11 protein-coding genes are annotated in these 16,263 nt (G+C 32.9%); 10 read left to right on the top strand and 1 reads right to left on the bottom strand.

The features are described 5' to 3' along the window. Positions 1-20 precede the first annotated feature (20 nt). The 3 genes from ACJJVN_RS00710 (at position 21) to ACJJVN_RS00700 (ending at position 4,239) form a co-directional block, all read left to right on the top strand. Entirely contained in the window at positions 21-902 is an 882-nt protein-coding gene (locus ACJJVN_RS00710) for a substrate-binding domain-containing protein (protein WP_405376739.1), read from the top strand. A gap of 104 nt (positions 903-1,006) precedes the next feature. Then, the gene (locus ACJJVN_RS00705) at positions 1,007-1,954 is read left to right on the top strand and encodes a tRNA dihydrouridine synthase (RefSeq protein WP_405376737.1); all 948 of its coding nucleotides are present in this window, start codon (positions 1,007-1,009) and stop codon (positions 1,952-1,954) included. A gap of 83 nt (positions 1,955-2,037) precedes the next feature. Then, a complete protein-coding gene (locus tag ACJJVN_RS00700; protein WP_405376735.1) occupies positions 2,038-4,239 on the top strand; it encodes a B12-binding domain-containing radical SAM protein in 2,202 nt (733 codons plus the stop codon). A gap of 312 nt (positions 4,240-4,551) precedes the next feature. On the opposite strand, the gene ACJJVN_RS00695 is transcribed toward ACJJVN_RS00700, so the two are convergent. Continuing rightward, on the bottom strand, positions 4,552-5,634 hold the full coding sequence (locus ACJJVN_RS00695) for an oxidoreductase (protein WP_104515938.1): 1,083 nt from the start codon (positions 5,632-5,634) through the stop codon (positions 4,552-4,554). Between the two features lie 137 nt (positions 5,635-5,771). Between ACJJVN_RS00695 and ACJJVN_RS00690 the strand changes: the two genes are divergently transcribed. From ACJJVN_RS00690 to ACJJVN_RS00660, 7 genes are all read left to right on the top strand, one after another. Then, positions 5,772-6,980, top strand: a complete 1,209-nt coding sequence (locus ACJJVN_RS00690; protein ID WP_405376733.1) for an RsmB/NOP family class I SAM-dependent RNA methyltransferase — start codon at positions 5,772-5,774, stop codon at positions 6,978-6,980. A gap of 60 nt (positions 6,981-7,040) precedes the next feature. Next, a complete protein-coding gene (locus ACJJVN_RS00685) occupies positions 7,041-8,132 on the top strand; it encodes an endonuclease (protein WP_405376731.1) in 1,092 nt (363 codons plus the stop codon). Positions 8,133-8,274: 142 nt separating this feature from the next. Next, positions 8,275-8,649: a hypothetical protein gene (locus ACJJVN_RS00680; protein ID WP_405376729.1), complete on the top strand. Its 375-nt coding sequence runs from the start codon at positions 8,275-8,277 to the stop codon at positions 8,647-8,649. Positions 8,650-8,839: 190 nt separating this feature from the next. After that, entirely contained in the window at positions 8,840-12,823 is a 3,984-nt protein-coding gene (locus ACJJVN_RS00675; RefSeq protein ID WP_405376728.1) for a chemotaxis protein CheB, read from the top strand. 162 nt (positions 12,824-12,985) lie between these two features. Beyond that, positions 12,986-13,447 carry a response regulator gene (locus ACJJVN_RS00670; RefSeq protein ID WP_405368229.1) on the top strand — a complete coding sequence of 154 codons (462 nt, stop codon included), beginning with the start codon at positions 12,986-12,988 and terminating at the stop codon, positions 13,445-13,447. A 159-nt stretch (positions 13,448-13,606) separates the two neighbouring features. Beyond that, on the top strand, positions 13,607-14,839 hold the full coding sequence (locus tag ACJJVN_RS00665; protein WP_405376727.1) for an acyloxyacyl hydrolase: 1,233 nt from the start codon (positions 13,607-13,609) through the stop codon (positions 14,837-14,839). Between the two features lie 136 nt (positions 14,840-14,975). Next, positions 14,976-16,196 (top strand): hypothetical protein, encoded by a 1,221-nt coding sequence (locus tag ACJJVN_RS00660; RefSeq protein ID WP_405376725.1) that lies wholly within the window; start codon positions 14,976-14,978, stop codon positions 16,194-16,196. Positions 16,197-16,263: the final 67 nt, after the last annotated feature.

The following is a 16,263-nucleotide window of genomic DNA, read 5'->3' as shown; positions in this document are numbered from 1 at the left end:
CTGTGCTATATTTGTAAGCTATGGAAAAAAAGATAACCATAAAAATAGGCGGTGTACCAGAGCATTTTAATTTGCCATGGCACCTAGCAATTGAGGATAACGCTTTCGCGAAAGCGGGAATAGATCTACAATGGCAAGACGTACCAGAAGGAACTGGTCGCATGAGCAAACTATTGCGTGAAGAGCAACTAGACGTAGCCTGTATTCTAACCGATGGAATCGTAAAAGATATTATCGCTGGGAATAAGTCGCGTATTTTACAAGTATATGTATCCTCTCCTCTACTATGGGGCGTGCATGCACCTGGTAATATAGAAGCAGATAGAACAGAGCAACTAGAAGATGGTAAAATAGCCATAAGTCGCTATGGAAGTGGCTCTCATTTAATGAGTTATCTACTAGCCAAAAGACATGGTTGGGATACCGAAGACATAGAATTTGAGTTAATTAACACGCTCGATGGCGCTGTAGAAGCTCTTAGTGCAAATAAAGCGCAACTCTTTCTTTGGGAACGTTACATGACGCAACCTATAGTAGATCAAGGTATTTTTAAACGCCTAGAAACTATAGCCACACCATGGCCTAGTTTTGTCATCGCTGCTACAGAAAGCTGCATCAAAGAGAAAGAAGAAGCACTTTCAAAAATGCTTCATATTATAAATACCTACACATCAGACTTTAAACATATACCTAGTATAGATCGCACTATTGCATCACATTATGACCTGCAAGTAGGCGATGTGCAGCAATGGCTGTTGCGTACAGAGTTTAGTGATGACCAATTATGGAAAAGTACAGTAGATAAAATCATTGAAGAATTTACTGCTGTAGGCATCATAGAAAAAAAGGTAGACCTAGAAGATTTAGTCTACAACCTTCCTAAAATAGACGAAGAGGAATAAAAGACATAAGTGTCCTAGTTGTGAAACTTGAGCTAATTTAATATTAGTAGAAAGCTATATTTTCTACTTGCGCAAACACTAACTTTGCACTGCAATTATAACACATGTCATTTACCCTACTTTCTTCTCCATTACAAGGTTTTACAGAGTTTAGATTCCGTAATGCGATACACAAATACTTTGGCGGTATCGATACGTATTATGCCCCATATATAAGGTTTAACAACAAACCTGTAATAAGCAGCAAGTATCAACGTGACTTGCAGTTAGAAAATAACGAGGTGCCAGATTTAATACCTCAGGTAATGACTAACGATGCAGACGAGTTTCTTATCGCTGTAGAATACATAAGATCATTAGGTTACAAAGAATTAAATTGGAATCTAGGTTGCCCTTATCCTATGGTAACTAAAAAAGGTATGGGTTCTGGACTTATTTGTGATCCAGAAAAAATAGACCATATACTTGCACGCGTCCATGCAGAAACGGATGTAATAGTCTCGATGAAAATGAGAATGGGATACCTAGAGCCTACAGAGATTTTAGGCACCTTCCCTATTTTAGAAAAATACCCAATTAAAAACATCGCTATACACGCCCGTATAGGCAAGCAACTATATAAAGGTGGTGTAGATCTCGAGTCGTTTCAAAAGTGTCTAGACACTTCAAAACACAAGCTCTATTACAATGGAGATATTACAAGTGTCGCTGGTTTTAGAGCCATGCAAGAGCAATTTCCTAAAATAGATCACTGGATGATAGGTCGCGGCCTCATAGCCGATCCTTTTTTACCCAGTATGATTAAAGCTGATACCGAGATATATCCAGAAAACCGCTGGGAAATCTTTAGAGAATTTCATGACACCATTTACCAACAGTATGATGAATTTTTACAAGGCCCAACGCCTATAAAGATGAAAATGCAAGGGTTTTGGGAGTACTGGTCAGAGACATTTCCTAATCCACAAAAAGCTTTTAAAGCCATTAAAAAAGCAAATAACCCTCGCGCCTATCAACAAGCAGTTAATGATAATTTGAAAACGGTGTCTTAACTGTTATAAGTTTTAGAATAAGAATTCCGCTTTCGCGAAAGCGGAACAACCACAAACCTTAAATTTGCATTCCATAAATATCCATGCAAAAAGATCTACTTCTATTCACGCCACCTTTTACCCAACTGAATACACCGTATCCAGCAACGGCATATATAAAAGGTTTTTTAAATACTAAGGAGATCGCATCCTATCAAATGGATTTAGGGATAGAGGTCATTTTAGAGCTTTTTTCTAAAAAAGGAATGACGCAATTATTTGAATATGCCATAGGTAAAGGCAGTATTCTAAGTGAGAACAGTCAGCGTATTTATGCCTTAAAAGATCACTATTTACAACCACTTGATGAAATCATTTCTTTTCTACAAGGACATAATGATACGTTTGCAAGACAGATTTGTATTGATAATTTCTTACCACAAGCATCTCGTTTTGATCAGGTAGATGATCTAGACTGGGCATTTGGAAATATGGGATTACAGGACAAGGCAAAACATCTAGCCACTTTATATCTTGAAGACCTTTCTGATTTTATAAAAGAATGTATAGATGACAACTTCGGTTTCAGCCGCTATGCAGAGCGTTTAGGGATGAGTGCCAATAGCTTTGACCAGCTATACAACGCACTTCTTGAGCCTTTATCATATATAGATAAGATAACCGTTGCTATTTTAGACGCGCAATTAAAAGAAACGCAGCCTAAACTGGTCGTAGTTTCCATACCATTTCCTGGTAATTTATACAGTGGTTTAAGATCCTGTCAGTATATTAAAAAACACTTCCCTCATATTAAAATAGCCATGGGTGGTGGTTTTCCTAATACAGAATTAAGATCTTTAAAAGATGCACGTGTTTTTGAATTTGTAGATTTTATATGTCTCGATGACGGTGAGTTACCTCTAGAATTGGTAACTGATTATGTATTAAATCATCCTGCAAAACCTAGTCAAGAAATTGAATTAAAAAGAACCTTTGTTCTTGAAAATGATACCGTAGTTTATAAAAATAATGCCACTCAAGCAGATTACAAACAGTTACAGGTAGGCACACCAGATTACAGTGATTTATTACTAGATAAATATATATCTGTAATAGAAGTAGCAAACCCTATGCACAGTTTATGGAGCGATGGACGCTGGAATAAACTGACGATGGCACATGGTTGTTACTGGGGTAAATGCACGTTTTGTGACATCTCACTAGATTACATAGCGCTTTATGAACCGGTTGCGGCAAACGTTCTTGTAGATCGTATGGAGCAATTGATAGAGCAAACAGGAGAACGTGGCTTTCATTTTGTGGATGAGGCTGCACCACCAGCTTTAATGCGCTCTGTAGCATTAGAAATTCTTAAAAGAAAACTTACCGTAACCTGGTGGACCAACATACGTTTTGAGAAAAACTTTACTCAAGATCTGTGTCATTTATTAAAAGCATCTGGTTGTATAGCTGTTTCTGGAGGTCTAGAAGTAGCTTCAGATCGATTATTGAAACTTATTGACAAAGGTGTAACTGTAGAACAAGTAGCCCAAGTAACTAGAAATTTTACTGCTTCTGGAATCATGGTTCACTCCTATCTCATGTATGGCTATCCTACACAAACTATTCAAGAAACTGTAGACAGTCTAGAAATGACTAGACAGTTATTTGAATTAGGTATTATTCAAAGTGGTTTCTGGCATCAGTTTGCTCTTACTGCACATAGTCCCGTAGGTATGAATACGCAGGATTATGGAGTAACACCACATTTAAAAGAAATCACGTTTGCAAATAACGATGTGCAATTTGCCGATTCTACCGGTATAGACCACAGTAAATTTAGTGATGGTTTAAAGAAATCGCTATTTAATTACATGCACGGTATCGGTTTTGATCTATCCTTAGAAGAATGGTTTGACTTTAAAATACCTAGTACTTCTATCGCTCCTTTTTATATTGAAGACTGCCTCAATAAAGAAAATTTTAAAGCCATGAAGTCCAATTCTAAAATAGTGTGGTTGGGTACTTTTCCTCTAGTAGGCTCTTTTACCAAAGTAAAAAAAGGTGTAGAAGTTCCTTATCTAGATCTCATATTTCATGATAAATCGACATCTTTTAATATAGAACTGCCAGAAGACCTCGCAAACTGGCTACTAGATCAACTAGAATTATGGGATCCTAGTCTTAAAATACAAACGTTTTCTCAAGTAAAAGCTTCTTATGAAAATTTATTTGATGCCTTTGATCCTTTCTGGTATGGAGAAGAAATAGAAACTTTGAGAGCAAATGGATTATTAGTTCTATAAAATTATAGAGGGCTATTCAAAAAATAAATTAGAAAATAAATCATCATTTAAGTTTAGCGCAAAAAAAAAGAGAGGACTCCTCCTCTCTTTTTTAAGCAGTCTCCACCGCTTTATTTTTAATAAACAACTTGTCTTTATAACTGCTTGCTTATTTACTTAAACCGTGTTAAAAGTAGTACATACTTCTAGGTTTAAAAAAAATAAAAACACTTTTAAGTGATCTTTTTACCGATTAAAAGTTAAATGATTAATTAACAGTGTTTTGTAAAAATACTAATTATGTATTTCATCGATTAATTATGTCTCTCGACACTATATAGCTGGTACTGAAAGAGTAAAACTAGCTATTTCATTATTACCTGCTAGGTAGCCTTGAGTCTTATTAATCATCTTAACGGTATAGAAGCCTTCGTTAGATAGTTTTTTCCAAGAATCTCCTTCTGTACCACTCCACCATATTCCTTGAGAACCTACTGCAAGAATCTCTTTACCATCTGTTTCTGGAACAAAAATAATGTCACTACTATAACCTGGACCGTTACCATTATCCATAAGTTTCCAGCTTTTACCACCATCGCGAGTAATTGCTTTGTTATACATATTATCTTCTTTCTTATTCCAGTCACCACCTATCATAACACCATGTTGTGCATCTATAAAATCTATAGCATAAATACCTGTCATCTCACTACCTGCTATCATAGGTGTAGAATACTCTTCCCAAGTGGAACCTCTATCCGGACTGTGTAAAATACGTGCTGCCGCACCACCAGTTGCTAGCCATACATTATCTTCATAAATAGCGATATTTGAATTACTTGCTGCAAATGCCGCTTCGTCTTTAATGAATTCTGGTAGGTAGGTACATTTACATTTTGCCCAAGTCTCACCACCGTCAAATGTCTTTATAACCGACAGACAGTCTTCTGTAGCATCACCAAAGGCTATTCCTTCTTCATCATTCCAGAATTTCATACTATCATAAAAAACACGCTCTTCAAATTCTGTGTAAACTAATTTCACCTCGTCATTTGCTTGAGTGATTTTATAAATTAATGCAGGGTTACCTGCACTTAATATATAGGTGTATTGTGGTGTCACCGCGATGGATCTAAATTCTATTTTCTCATCTTCATTTAAAGTAACCCTAGAATTTGTCACCACATTTGTAGCAGCATCTATCCTACCGTACTGCCCATTACTACCAGAGAACCAGTACTCTCCATCTCCATAATCTAGCGCTCTCACACTTATAGAATCATTAGAAACGGTTTCTAACTGCAGTTCTACATCTGTGCGTGTTAAGGTTTTAACTTCTTTAATTTCTTCCTTTTGGGAATCGTTTTTACAGGCTGTGATCGATAAAATCAAAGCCATAAATAGTAATTTTTTCATGTTGTAAAAATAAGTCAGAATTAATAAATAAGGTATTTAAAATTCCGCTTTCGCGAAAGCGAGATCACAATTAAAAATCATTGAAAAAACAGGCCCCTATTCTATAACTTACTGAGGAATAGCTGTACTTTTGCAAAATGAGATTTCACCATAACTTAGTGCAAGCTACTGTAGATGCTTTGCACAATATATTCAACGACGGCAAGTATGCTGACCAAGCTATTCAAAAAATCCTAAAGCGTGATACACGTTGGGGTTCAAGAGATAGAGGATTCATTGCAGAAACTACTTACGACATCGTAAGATACAAGAGATTATACGCTTCTATTGCAAATGTAAATGAGCCATTTAAACAAGAAGACCTATGGAGACTAACCAGTGTCTGGATAGTTTTAAAAGGTTATGATCTTCCTGCATGGGATGAGTATTACAACACACCAGTAAGACGTATAAGAGGTAAACTGGACGAAGTAAGAAAAAATCGCAAGATGCGTGAGTCTATTCCTGACTGGATGGATGAAATGGGTGTAAAAGAATTAGGTAGTCTATGGGATCAAGAAATTACTGCGCTTAACAAACAAGCGTCTGTAGTATTGAGAGCAAACACTCTTAAAACTGATGTAGCCTCTCTTAAAGAAAAACTAGTAGGTGAAGAAGTCATGACTACTACTGACGAGCGTTTTCCTGATGCTTTAATTCTTAATGAGCGAGCAAACGTTTTCCGTACAAAATTATTCACTGACGGTTTATTTGAAGTACAAGATGCTGGTTCTCAATTAATAGCATCTTATTTAGATCCTAAACCAGGTGAGCGTATCATGGATGCGTGTGCAGGTGCAGGTGGTAAAACACTTCATCTAGCGGCTATGATGGAAAATAAAGGGCAAATTATCGCTACTGATATTTATCAAAGCAAATTAAATGAACTTAAAAGACGTACACGCCGCGCAGGTGTGCACAACATAGAAACTCGTTTATTAGAATCTACTAAAACCATTAAGAAGCTAGCTGGTAAAATGGACGGTCTTCTTATCGATGCGCCATGTAGCGGTCTAGGTGTTTTAAGACGTAATCCAGATGCAAAATGGAAATTACAACCAGAATTTATTGATAAAATTAAAGCGACACAGCAAGAGATTTTACAATCTTATAGCCGTGTGGTAAAATCTGGCGGTACTATGGTGTATGCGACTTGTTCTATTTTCCCTTCAGAAAATGAGGTGCAAGTAGACACTTTCTTAAAGTCAGAAGCTGGTGCAGATTTTGAGCTAGAAGACTCTCAAACACTTTATGCACATAGAGACGGTTTTGACGGATTCTTTATGGCTAGAATGAAAAAGAAATAAATTATTTTACTGTAGAGGACAGTTATCCCCTTATACTATTACCGTACAGAATTTTTATATATGAAAAACTTTACCCTATTATTACTATTACTATCTGCAGTGGGTTTTGCACAAATACCTGCAGGTTATTACAATAGCGCTAGTGGCCTTACCGGCTATCCATTAAAGTCTGAGTTGCGCAACATTATAGAAAATGGTCATACAGATCAAGGTTACAGTGCACTTTTTAATTTATACGACACGTCTGATAACGATACCTATTATCCTAATCAAGGAGAAGGTATAACTGACCAGACTACTACCATAGTAGATATGTATTCTGAAAATCCTACAGGGACAGATCCTTATAACTTTACTTTTACCGATAGATGTGGTAATGTAAGTAGTAATGAAGGTTTTTGTTATAATCGTGAACACGTTTTCCCACAAGGTAGATTTAATAGTAGAACTCCTATGCGTACTGATGCACATCATGTAATACCTACAGATGGTCAGGTAAATGGTCGTAGAAGCAGCTTTCCTTTTGGAGAGGTGAACAGTCCAACCTTTACATCTCGTAATGGTAGTAAGGTAGGTCCTAATACAACTGCTGGTTTTTCCACTACTGTATTTGAACCTATTGACGAGTTTAAAGGAGACATCGCAAGAATGTTACTTTACTTTGCTACTAGATATGAAAATGAATATAATGACAGTTCTTGGGACAGCCCCACAGCATTAAACGATCCTAGAGATGGTTCTCAAGGTCAGTATTATGAGCAGTGGTACGTAGATCTTTTACTTTCATGGCACAATGCAGATCCTGTAAGTCAGAAAGAAATAGACCGTAACAATGATATTTATGTATATCAAGGAAATAGAAATCCATACGTAGATAATCCGCAGTATGTGAATATGATATGGACTACTACAGCTAGTAATGAAGACGTACTTTTATCTAACATCTCTATATATCCTAACCCATCTACCGGTACATTTTATATTAAAGATGCAGGAATAGCTATTGAAAACATATCTATTTTTGATATTTCTGGAAGACAGTTAAAACTACAAATAGACAACAACCAGTTTAGAATCAATTCTACTGGAATATTTATAGTTCGCTTAAGAAACGGTGATCAATCTAAGTCTTTTAAAGTAATTGTGAATTAATGCTTATTGAAGAAACAAGATTTTAAAGCCGCTGTAATAAGCGGCTTTTTTTATGGATTGTTTTTGATCTCGCTTTCGCGAAAGCGGAATTTCAACCAACCCTATTCTATTAAAATGTATTTTAGCGACTTTAATAAATTTAATGAGCCTGGTACAACGTTTTACATTTTTAATCTTCTGTATTTCCTGCTTTTTAACTACGGCACAAAAATATTCTTATGGTGGAGAAATCGCTTTGGGTCAAAGCCTGCCATCTAACAAAGAGTTCCCTGATCGCGCTTTACAATCTCAACTTTGGTTTCATGTTTCACAACAAAAAGACAATCCTGAAATTAAGTGGCATCAAAAATTACAGTTTCCAGAAACAGGGATAAGTCTAGGTTATTCTAATTATGGTAATAATGAAATTTTAGGTAGCTCCTACTCCATTTTACCTTTTATAAAATTTAAGAGCTTTAATAATAACAGATTAAAAGGTGCAATAATTCCTAGACAGTATCAAATTAAAGCTGTTTGAATATATAAATCTTATCGCTAGTAATAAATTTTTCTATCATAAAATAAAATGACAACTGTGTATTTCAACTTAGAAATGTAAACTTAAACGCAATAAAGATATTTTTAAGTTTATATTTAAACTTACTTTTGTGAATATTTAACTTTGATTTTTTGGGGTTATTCCTTTAAACATTAATTTAGTTCATTGCATGAGTCAAACAGAGGATTCTTTTTTTATTGTAGGTATAGGTAGCTCAGCAGGTGGGCTTAAAGCTTTAGAACAATTTTTAGATAATTGTCCAAATCATACCAAATTTGCATTTGTAATCGTGCAGCATTTATCTCCACATTATAAAAGTTTAATGCCAGAACTACTTTCTAGGCATACCGAGTTAAATGTTAAGGAAGCCTCTGATGGTGACGTTGTTTTACCAAATAACGTATACTTAATGCCTGGGTCACAAAACATTCAAATAAAAAATGGCCAGCTAAAATTAACGAATAGACAGCCTTCTAACCGTATTAATTTTTCAATTGACATATTTTTCAACTCACTTGCATTAGATCAAAAAGAAAGAGCTTTGGCCATTATTCTTTCCGGTACTGGATCTGACGGGACTAAAGGTGCAAAGTCTATTAAAGAAGTGGGTGGAACTGTATTTGTTCAAAGTCCAGAATCTTCTAGCTTTGATGGTATGCCTAAAAGTGCTATCTCGGAAGGACTTGCTGATTATATTCTACCGCCTAATGAAATGGTTAATGAATTAATCCAATTTGTATCAAATCCACACTATCCTTATCCTAAAGCAACAGGAGATCAAAATAATCTTGAATCTCTTGGTAGGATTTTAAGACTTATAAAAAATTATACTAACTATGATTTTATTTCCTATAAGAAGCCTACTTTATTGAGGAGAACAGCAAAAAGAATAAGCATCACTAAAAATGAAACTGTTGAAGATTATATTGATTACCTCCATAATAATCCAGAAGAAAAATTCTTACTTGCCAATGAATATTTAATAGGTGTTACTAAATTTTTTAGAGATCAAGGTGCATTTGATATTATAAAAAGTAAGATAATACCAAATCTATTTGAAAATAATAATCCTAAAAAGACCTTAAAAATATGGACTGTTGCCTGCTCTACAGGAGAAGAGGCTTATTCTATGGCTATTTTATTACAAAATTATATTGATGAAAATAATTTAAATGTAGCATTTAAAATATTTGCAACAGATTTAGATCAGCGTGGATTAGAGGTGGCTACAAAAGGAATTTATGGAGAAAATATTGAGGCCGAAATACCCCTACATTTTTTAAAGTCTTACTTCATAAAAAAAGATAACAAATACCATGTAATTCCTAAAATTAGGAAAAGCATCATATTTTCAAAACATGATATTCTTCATAATCCGCCGTTTAATAAGATGGATCTTATTTCTTGTAGAAATATGCTTATTTATATGGAGAATGATATCCAACAAGAAGTATTATCTAGCCTTCATTATGCACTAAATCAAAATGGCTATTTATTCTTAGGTAGTTCAGAAAACTTAGGGAATCTCAGTAGAAACTTTGAAGAAACAAGTTCTAAATTTAAAATCTATAAAAATATACAACCAGAGCGACTCATTCTTAAGAATAAGACAAGTGATTTCTGGAGAATTAATACTAAAGACAAAAATAATTTTCAATATAAAACATCTGGTAATTCACTAGATGATAAAATATCAAAATCCATTAATAAATTCATTATGGCGGAAATGAACGCCGTTAGTGTTTGTGTTGATGATAATTTTGAAATTTTACATGCTACAGGAAAACTTAAAAAATACATTCAGTATCCTGAAGAAGGTTATTCTAATAATCTACTTAAAATGTTACCAGATGAGTTGAATATACCGGTAAACTCTGCAATTAGATTGATAAGCCATAATTCAGAGAAAAAGATAGAAAAACTCATTAAATTTCTGAAAGATGAAGAACTGATCAACATAAAGCTAGTTGTGAACAGTGTTGATATGGTTTCTCTTAAAAATCGTTGTTTCTTGGTTACAATTATAGAACAAAATTTACCTAAGAAAAATGATAATACCTTAATTGAGCAAAAACAAATAGTCTCTAACATTGACCAGGTATTAGAACTTAAAGAAGCCTTAAATGAAACTCGTGAAAATTTACAATCTACCATTGAAGAATTAGAAACTTCAAATGAAGAAATGCAAGCTACTAACGAAGAAATGCTAGCCTCAAATGAAGAATTACAAAGTACTAATGAAGAATTACAATCTTTAAATGAAGAGTTACATACAGTAAATGCCGAGTTACAATCAAAAAATGAAGAACTTTTTGAACTTAATGCAGATATTGAAAACCTGATGCAAAACATCAATGTAGGAACAATATTTCTAGACAGAAGATTTCATATTAGAAAATTTACACCATCCGTAACAGAGCATTTTAAATTACAGCAAGAAGATATAGGTAGATCTATTACTGACTTTTCTGGTACCATAGGAGGAGAAGATTTAATTAAACATTCCACACAGGTTATAAAAACATTGCAGCCTTTTCAATGTGAAATTAAAAACAAAGAAGAAATCTGGTTTCATTTACAGATTTTTCCTTATCGCAATCAAGAAGATACTATTCAAGGTGTAGTAATTAATTTTATTAATATCCATAATTTAAAAAATGCAATTTTTGAAAAAGAAAAATTAAATACATTCTTAACATATCTAAATAAATCAAACCCAGCAGTATTATATATTTATGATGTAATAAATAATCAAAATATATATTCCAGTTCTAGTATATGGAATTATGCTGGATACAATGAACAACAAATTATTAATCTAGGAGCAAATGTGCTTTCAGAAATAATTAATCCAGAAGATCTCCCTGCTGTAATTGACCATCATGATAAAATCAAATCTCTTAAAGATGAAGAAGAACTTCAAATAGAATATAGAATTGTTCACAAGGATACAAAACAGAACATTTGGGTTCTAAGCACAGATAAAGTTCACGAGCGAGACGAAGAAGGTAATGTTAATTCCATTATAGGCGTAGCAATTATAACTACCAAGCTTAAAAGAATGGAACAAAAAGTAAGAGATGGAGAGCAACGTTATAGACTAGCACTAGAGAGCACTAATTCTGGCCTATGGGAATGGATGGACATTAAAGAGGATAAATTATGGTGGTCTGATGTAATTTATGATGAAATAGGGGTTTCAAAAAAAACGTACGAACCTTCTTTCAGTTCATTTGTTCAATTAATTGAACCTGATCAACAATCTGATTTTCAAGAAAAAATTCAGGAACATATTGATAATGAACAACCTTTCATACAAGAAGTTTTATTTAAAACAAAAAATAATGGAGATAAATGGTTTAAAATTAATGCCCAAGTTCAAAAAGAAGTAAACGGTAAGATTAAAATGATAGGAACTATTCTCAACATAGATAGCAATAAAGTTTCTCAAAAGAAAATGGAAAATCTTAATATCGAGCTAGAAAGATTTGCTTACTTAGCTTCTCATGATCTTAAAGAACCATTAAGAACAATTACAAGTTTTACCGACCTCTTCAAAGAAGAGTATAGTGATATTTTAGATCAAAATGCTTTTCAATACTTAGATTTTATAGAACAAGCTTCTAGTAGAATGATTACATTAACTAATGATCTATTAATTTATTCTCAACTAGATGACAAATCATTAAATTTTGAAAAAGTAAACTTCAATGATATTGTGCACGATGTTTTAAAAGATTTAAAAACTGCTATTGATGATAATAAAGCTGTAATTAATGTTGATAAACTCCCTGAAGTGGTTTGCGATAAATCACAAATAAGACAATTATTTCAAAATTTAATTGCTAACGGTCTTAAATATAGAGGTGAAAAATCACCATTGATTCATATTTCTCACAAATCATCTGGTGATAACTATGAGTTCACTATAAGTGATAATGGCATCGGGATAGATGATAAATACCAGGACATTATATTTGATGTATTTAAAAGACTTCATAGTCAAGAAGAATATGAAGGTACTGGTATAGGTTTAGCTAACTGTAAAAGAATTATAGATAATCATAATGGAATAATTAATGTGAAATCAAAACTCAATAAAGGTTCTGACTTTATTTTTCAATTACCTAAAAAAGTAAATAACAACGGTTAAATAATTGATATATCACTTATAAAATTCTAAATTAAATAATAATATCTATCATTTAAACTATTAAAAATGTTTTAAAACGTTTATTTTTGACTGCTTAATCAAAAAGCATAAACAATTGTGATTATTTAATTATGATTAAAAAATGTATGCCGCTATAATTTTATGAGAAAAATCGATTGCATTTTATTAATCGACGACAGTCCGTCTACTAATTTTTATAATAAAAAAATAATAGAAAAAGCAAATATTAAAGCAGAGGTATTTGAAGTGTTTAATGGTTTAGAAGCATTAGATTTTCTAAAAAAACAAAATAAATTTGAAGGACAGGACATTTTAAAACCTAACATTATTTTTCTAGATATTAATATGCCCAAAATGGATGGGTTTGAATTCTTAAAAGAATATTCAAAACTTCCTAAGGAAAATAGATGTGACGTTATTGTTGTTTTCTTAACCACAAGTACATGGTCAAAGGATAAAATTAAAGCAATTGAAAATGATTTGATTTATGGATTTATTGAAAAACCACTAACAAATAAAGAACTACAAAAAGTTATCGTTCATTACGATCAACTTGAAGATTTAGACATTAACCCTAGTTTAGTCTCTTTACAAAACATTTAATAGTAATTGTGAATTAATACTTATTGAAGAAACAAGATCTTAAAGCCGCTGTAATAAGCGGCTTTTTTTATGGATTGCTTTTGATCTCGCTTTCGCGAAAGCGGAATTTCAACCTACCCTATTCTATTAAAATGTATTTTAGCGACTTTAAAAAATTTAATGAGCCAGGTACAACATTTTACATTTTTAATTTTCTGTATCTCTTGCTTTTTAACTACGGCACAAAAATATTCTTATGGTGGAGAAATCGCTTTGGGTCAAAGCCTGCCATCTAACAAAGAGTTCCCTGATCGCGCTTTACAATCTCAACTTTGGTTTCATGTTTCACAACAAAAAGACAATCCTGAAATTAAGTGGCATCAAAATTTACAGTTTCCAGAAACAGGAATAAGTCTAGGTTATTCTAATTATGGTAATAATGAAATTCTAGGTAGCTCCTACTCCATTTTACCTTTTATAAAATTTAAGAGCTTTAATAATAACAGATTAAAAACCTATTTAGGTCTAGGGACTTCTTACTTTACAAAGAAATATGATGCCGTAGATAATCCTTTAAATCATGCCATAAGTACTGATGTAACTTGGACATTTAGAGCTCAACTTAATTATCAATTACTTAAAACTGAAAAATGGAATTACAGCACAGGTTTAAGTGTCGTGCATCATTCTAACGGTCATACCAGATTACCCAATAATGGATTTAATTCCTTCTTAGTATCCATAAATGCTACTTACCTACCTAAAGAAGATGTCTCACATCTAGAACCCACTACTTCATCACGTATAAAAACATCTTATCTATCTGTTTACCAAGGTATAGGACTTCAAGTTTTTAGTGATCTTCCTTATTTTAATCGTAAGAAAGAAGTCTATACAGTAGGTGCAGAATACGGTAAAACGTATAACAGAACCTGGAAACTAGGAATAGGAGCTTTTTACAGATTCTACCAGCATTATTACGATTACATTAATGATAATGAATATCTAGTTAGAGAAAATCAGCGGTTTTTTGATATGGATGGAAAAGCTTTTTCTAATGCAACCAACATAGGCGTCTATGTTAAAGGAGAATTATTACTAAACTATGTAGGCATAGAACTAGCTATAGGAGCAAATCTTTATAAACCAGCTTATAAAATAGATTATTCTATAAATGAAGGTTGGGATAATCCACCAAGAGAATTTCCTGATGGATGGCAATTTGCCGATCTAGATACCAGATACAAAATGAGGCATCTTATCAATTCTCGTGTAGGTATCAATTATTATCCATTAGGAACCAATGATTTTAAAAATCATAATTTCTATATAGGCGCACATATTAATGCCAACTATGGTCAGGCAGATTTTACCGAATTGCGATTGGGGTATGTTTATGAGATGGGCAAGTAACCACGTTTTTCTATATGCAAAACAATAACACGATTTGAGTTGCGTTATTTTTTTGAGATGATTTTAAGTTTTGTTTCAAGATAATTAAGAAACAAAGTTGATAAATGATCTCGCAACCTAACCAAAAACCATCCTTATGAGAATTGCAACTGCTCTTATATTTTCTATTTCATTTTTTTATATTGGTAATTCTCAAAACCCCTACAATCCATTTGGTCCTGAAAACAGTGAAGACGTAATTTTTCAATCTCCAATTCCTGAATTTACATATGACAGTCAACTAATTGACGACTTCATTTATAAAAATCGTACTTATAAAAATGGAGAGATAGAATCAGCTGACTCCATACAATTTTCTAAAAATGATTCAGAGAAACTGACTTTTTACTCCATATCTGAAGTTAATGATCTAATCAATCCAAAAGTATTTAACGGTTTAAAAGTTAGCGATACTATCAATTATCAACCTCAAAAAAATGAAGTAATATTTAAAGATTCTTCTATCAAAAAGTTATATGATACTCCTTATGGAATGCATGCTCTAGATGAATTGGTATTTATCAAAGATGGCAAAATTATCGCCACTCATGATGAAAGTTTTTTTACCAAGTTTTCCTACGATAAAAACCAAAATATAACAGAAATAATCAGTTATCAAGCTGTGATTGAATACCATCCTAATAATGATAATGGTGAGCAAGGTATTCCTACATATTGTTTAAGCCCTTACACCTTTATAAAAATAGAATATGATAATCAAAATCGTGTAAGCAGCAAATGGGTTTTTATAAATCAAGAATTCATGATGGGAAGTTCTAACACTGATTATGATGATTCTAAAACGCTATACCATGGTACATTTAACTATGATAAAAAAGGAAGACTTAATAAAAAAGTACTCACGCATTACCACATTACTTTACCAGAAAAAGATAGCGCAACAGAAAAAGAACTGCAACTTTTATACAATAACGCAAGTTCTATTGATTTCATTAAATTGAAAAACTATAGGGTATCCAAAGAGATTATTAACTCCTCAATAAACTTTAATAGAAAAAACCAAATCAGATCTATTGAGAATCGTACTGAAAACTGGATCAAAAGTGAAGGTGAATTTATCAAAGAGTTTGATTACTTGAGTTCCACATGGAATATTACCTATAAAAAAGATAAGATAAATTTCATAGAATCCAGCTCTACACTTTTGCCAAACGGTATAATCGATACATCATGGAAGAAAACAGAGGTAGTACAAGATAAAAATTCGTTTTTGAAAAGCAAAGTTCAATATGTAAAGACAACATCTACCGAAAAATATCAAATTGTTCAAAAAGAAACCATGGATTTCATGAAGTAATTCAAGGTTGATTAAATTGTAAATAAGTCCGTTAATAAATACGTTTTCGCGCAAGCGGAAGAGCTAC

It is taken from the genome of Nonlabens sp. Asnod3-A02, from assembly GCF_045063755.1.
GTDB classification, from domain to species: domain Bacteria; phylum Bacteroidota; class Bacteroidia; order Flavobacteriales; family Flavobacteriaceae; genus Nonlabens; species Nonlabens xylanidelens.
Note: the sequence above shows the minus strand (reverse complement) of the source record. Positions and strands in the feature narration are given on the sequence as shown.

Excerpts from the sequence above, each read along its gene's own strand:
- ACJJVN_RS00710 (WP_405376739.1), top strand. The coding sequence starts at position 21 with ATGGAAAAAAAGATAACCATAAAAATAGGCGGTGTACCAGAGCATTTT.
- ACJJVN_RS00705 (WP_405376737.1), top strand. The coding sequence starts at position 1,007 with ATGTCATTTACCCTACTTTCTTCTCCATTACAAGGTTTTACAGAGTTT.
- ACJJVN_RS00700 (WP_405376735.1), top strand. The coding sequence starts at position 2,038 with ATGCAAAAAGATCTACTTCTATTCACGCCACCTTTTACCCAACTGAAT.
- ACJJVN_RS00695 (WP_104515938.1), bottom strand. The coding sequence starts at position 5,634 with ATGAAAAAATTACTATTTATGGCTTTGATTTTATCGATCACAGCCTGT.
- ACJJVN_RS00690 (WP_405376733.1), top strand. The coding sequence starts at position 5,772 with ATGAGATTTCACCATAACTTAGTGCAAGCTACTGTAGATGCTTTGCAC.
- ACJJVN_RS00685 (WP_405376731.1), top strand. The coding sequence starts at position 7,041 with ATGAAAAACTTTACCCTATTATTACTATTACTATCTGCAGTGGGTTTT.
- ACJJVN_RS00680 (WP_405376729.1), top strand. The coding sequence starts at position 8,275 with ATGAGCCTGGTACAACGTTTTACATTTTTAATCTTCTGTATTTCCTGC.
- ACJJVN_RS00675 (WP_405376728.1), top strand. The coding sequence starts at position 8,840 with ATGAGTCAAACAGAGGATTCTTTTTTTATTGTAGGTATAGGTAGCTCA.
- ACJJVN_RS00670 (WP_405368229.1), top strand. The coding sequence starts at position 12,986 with ATGAGAAAAATCGATTGCATTTTATTAATCGACGACAGTCCGTCTACT.
- ACJJVN_RS00665 (WP_405376727.1), top strand. The coding sequence starts at position 13,607 with ATGAGCCAGGTACAACATTTTACATTTTTAATTTTCTGTATCTCTTGC.
- ACJJVN_RS00660 (WP_405376725.1), top strand. The coding sequence starts at position 14,976 with ATGAGAATTGCAACTGCTCTTATATTTTCTATTTCATTTTTTTATATT.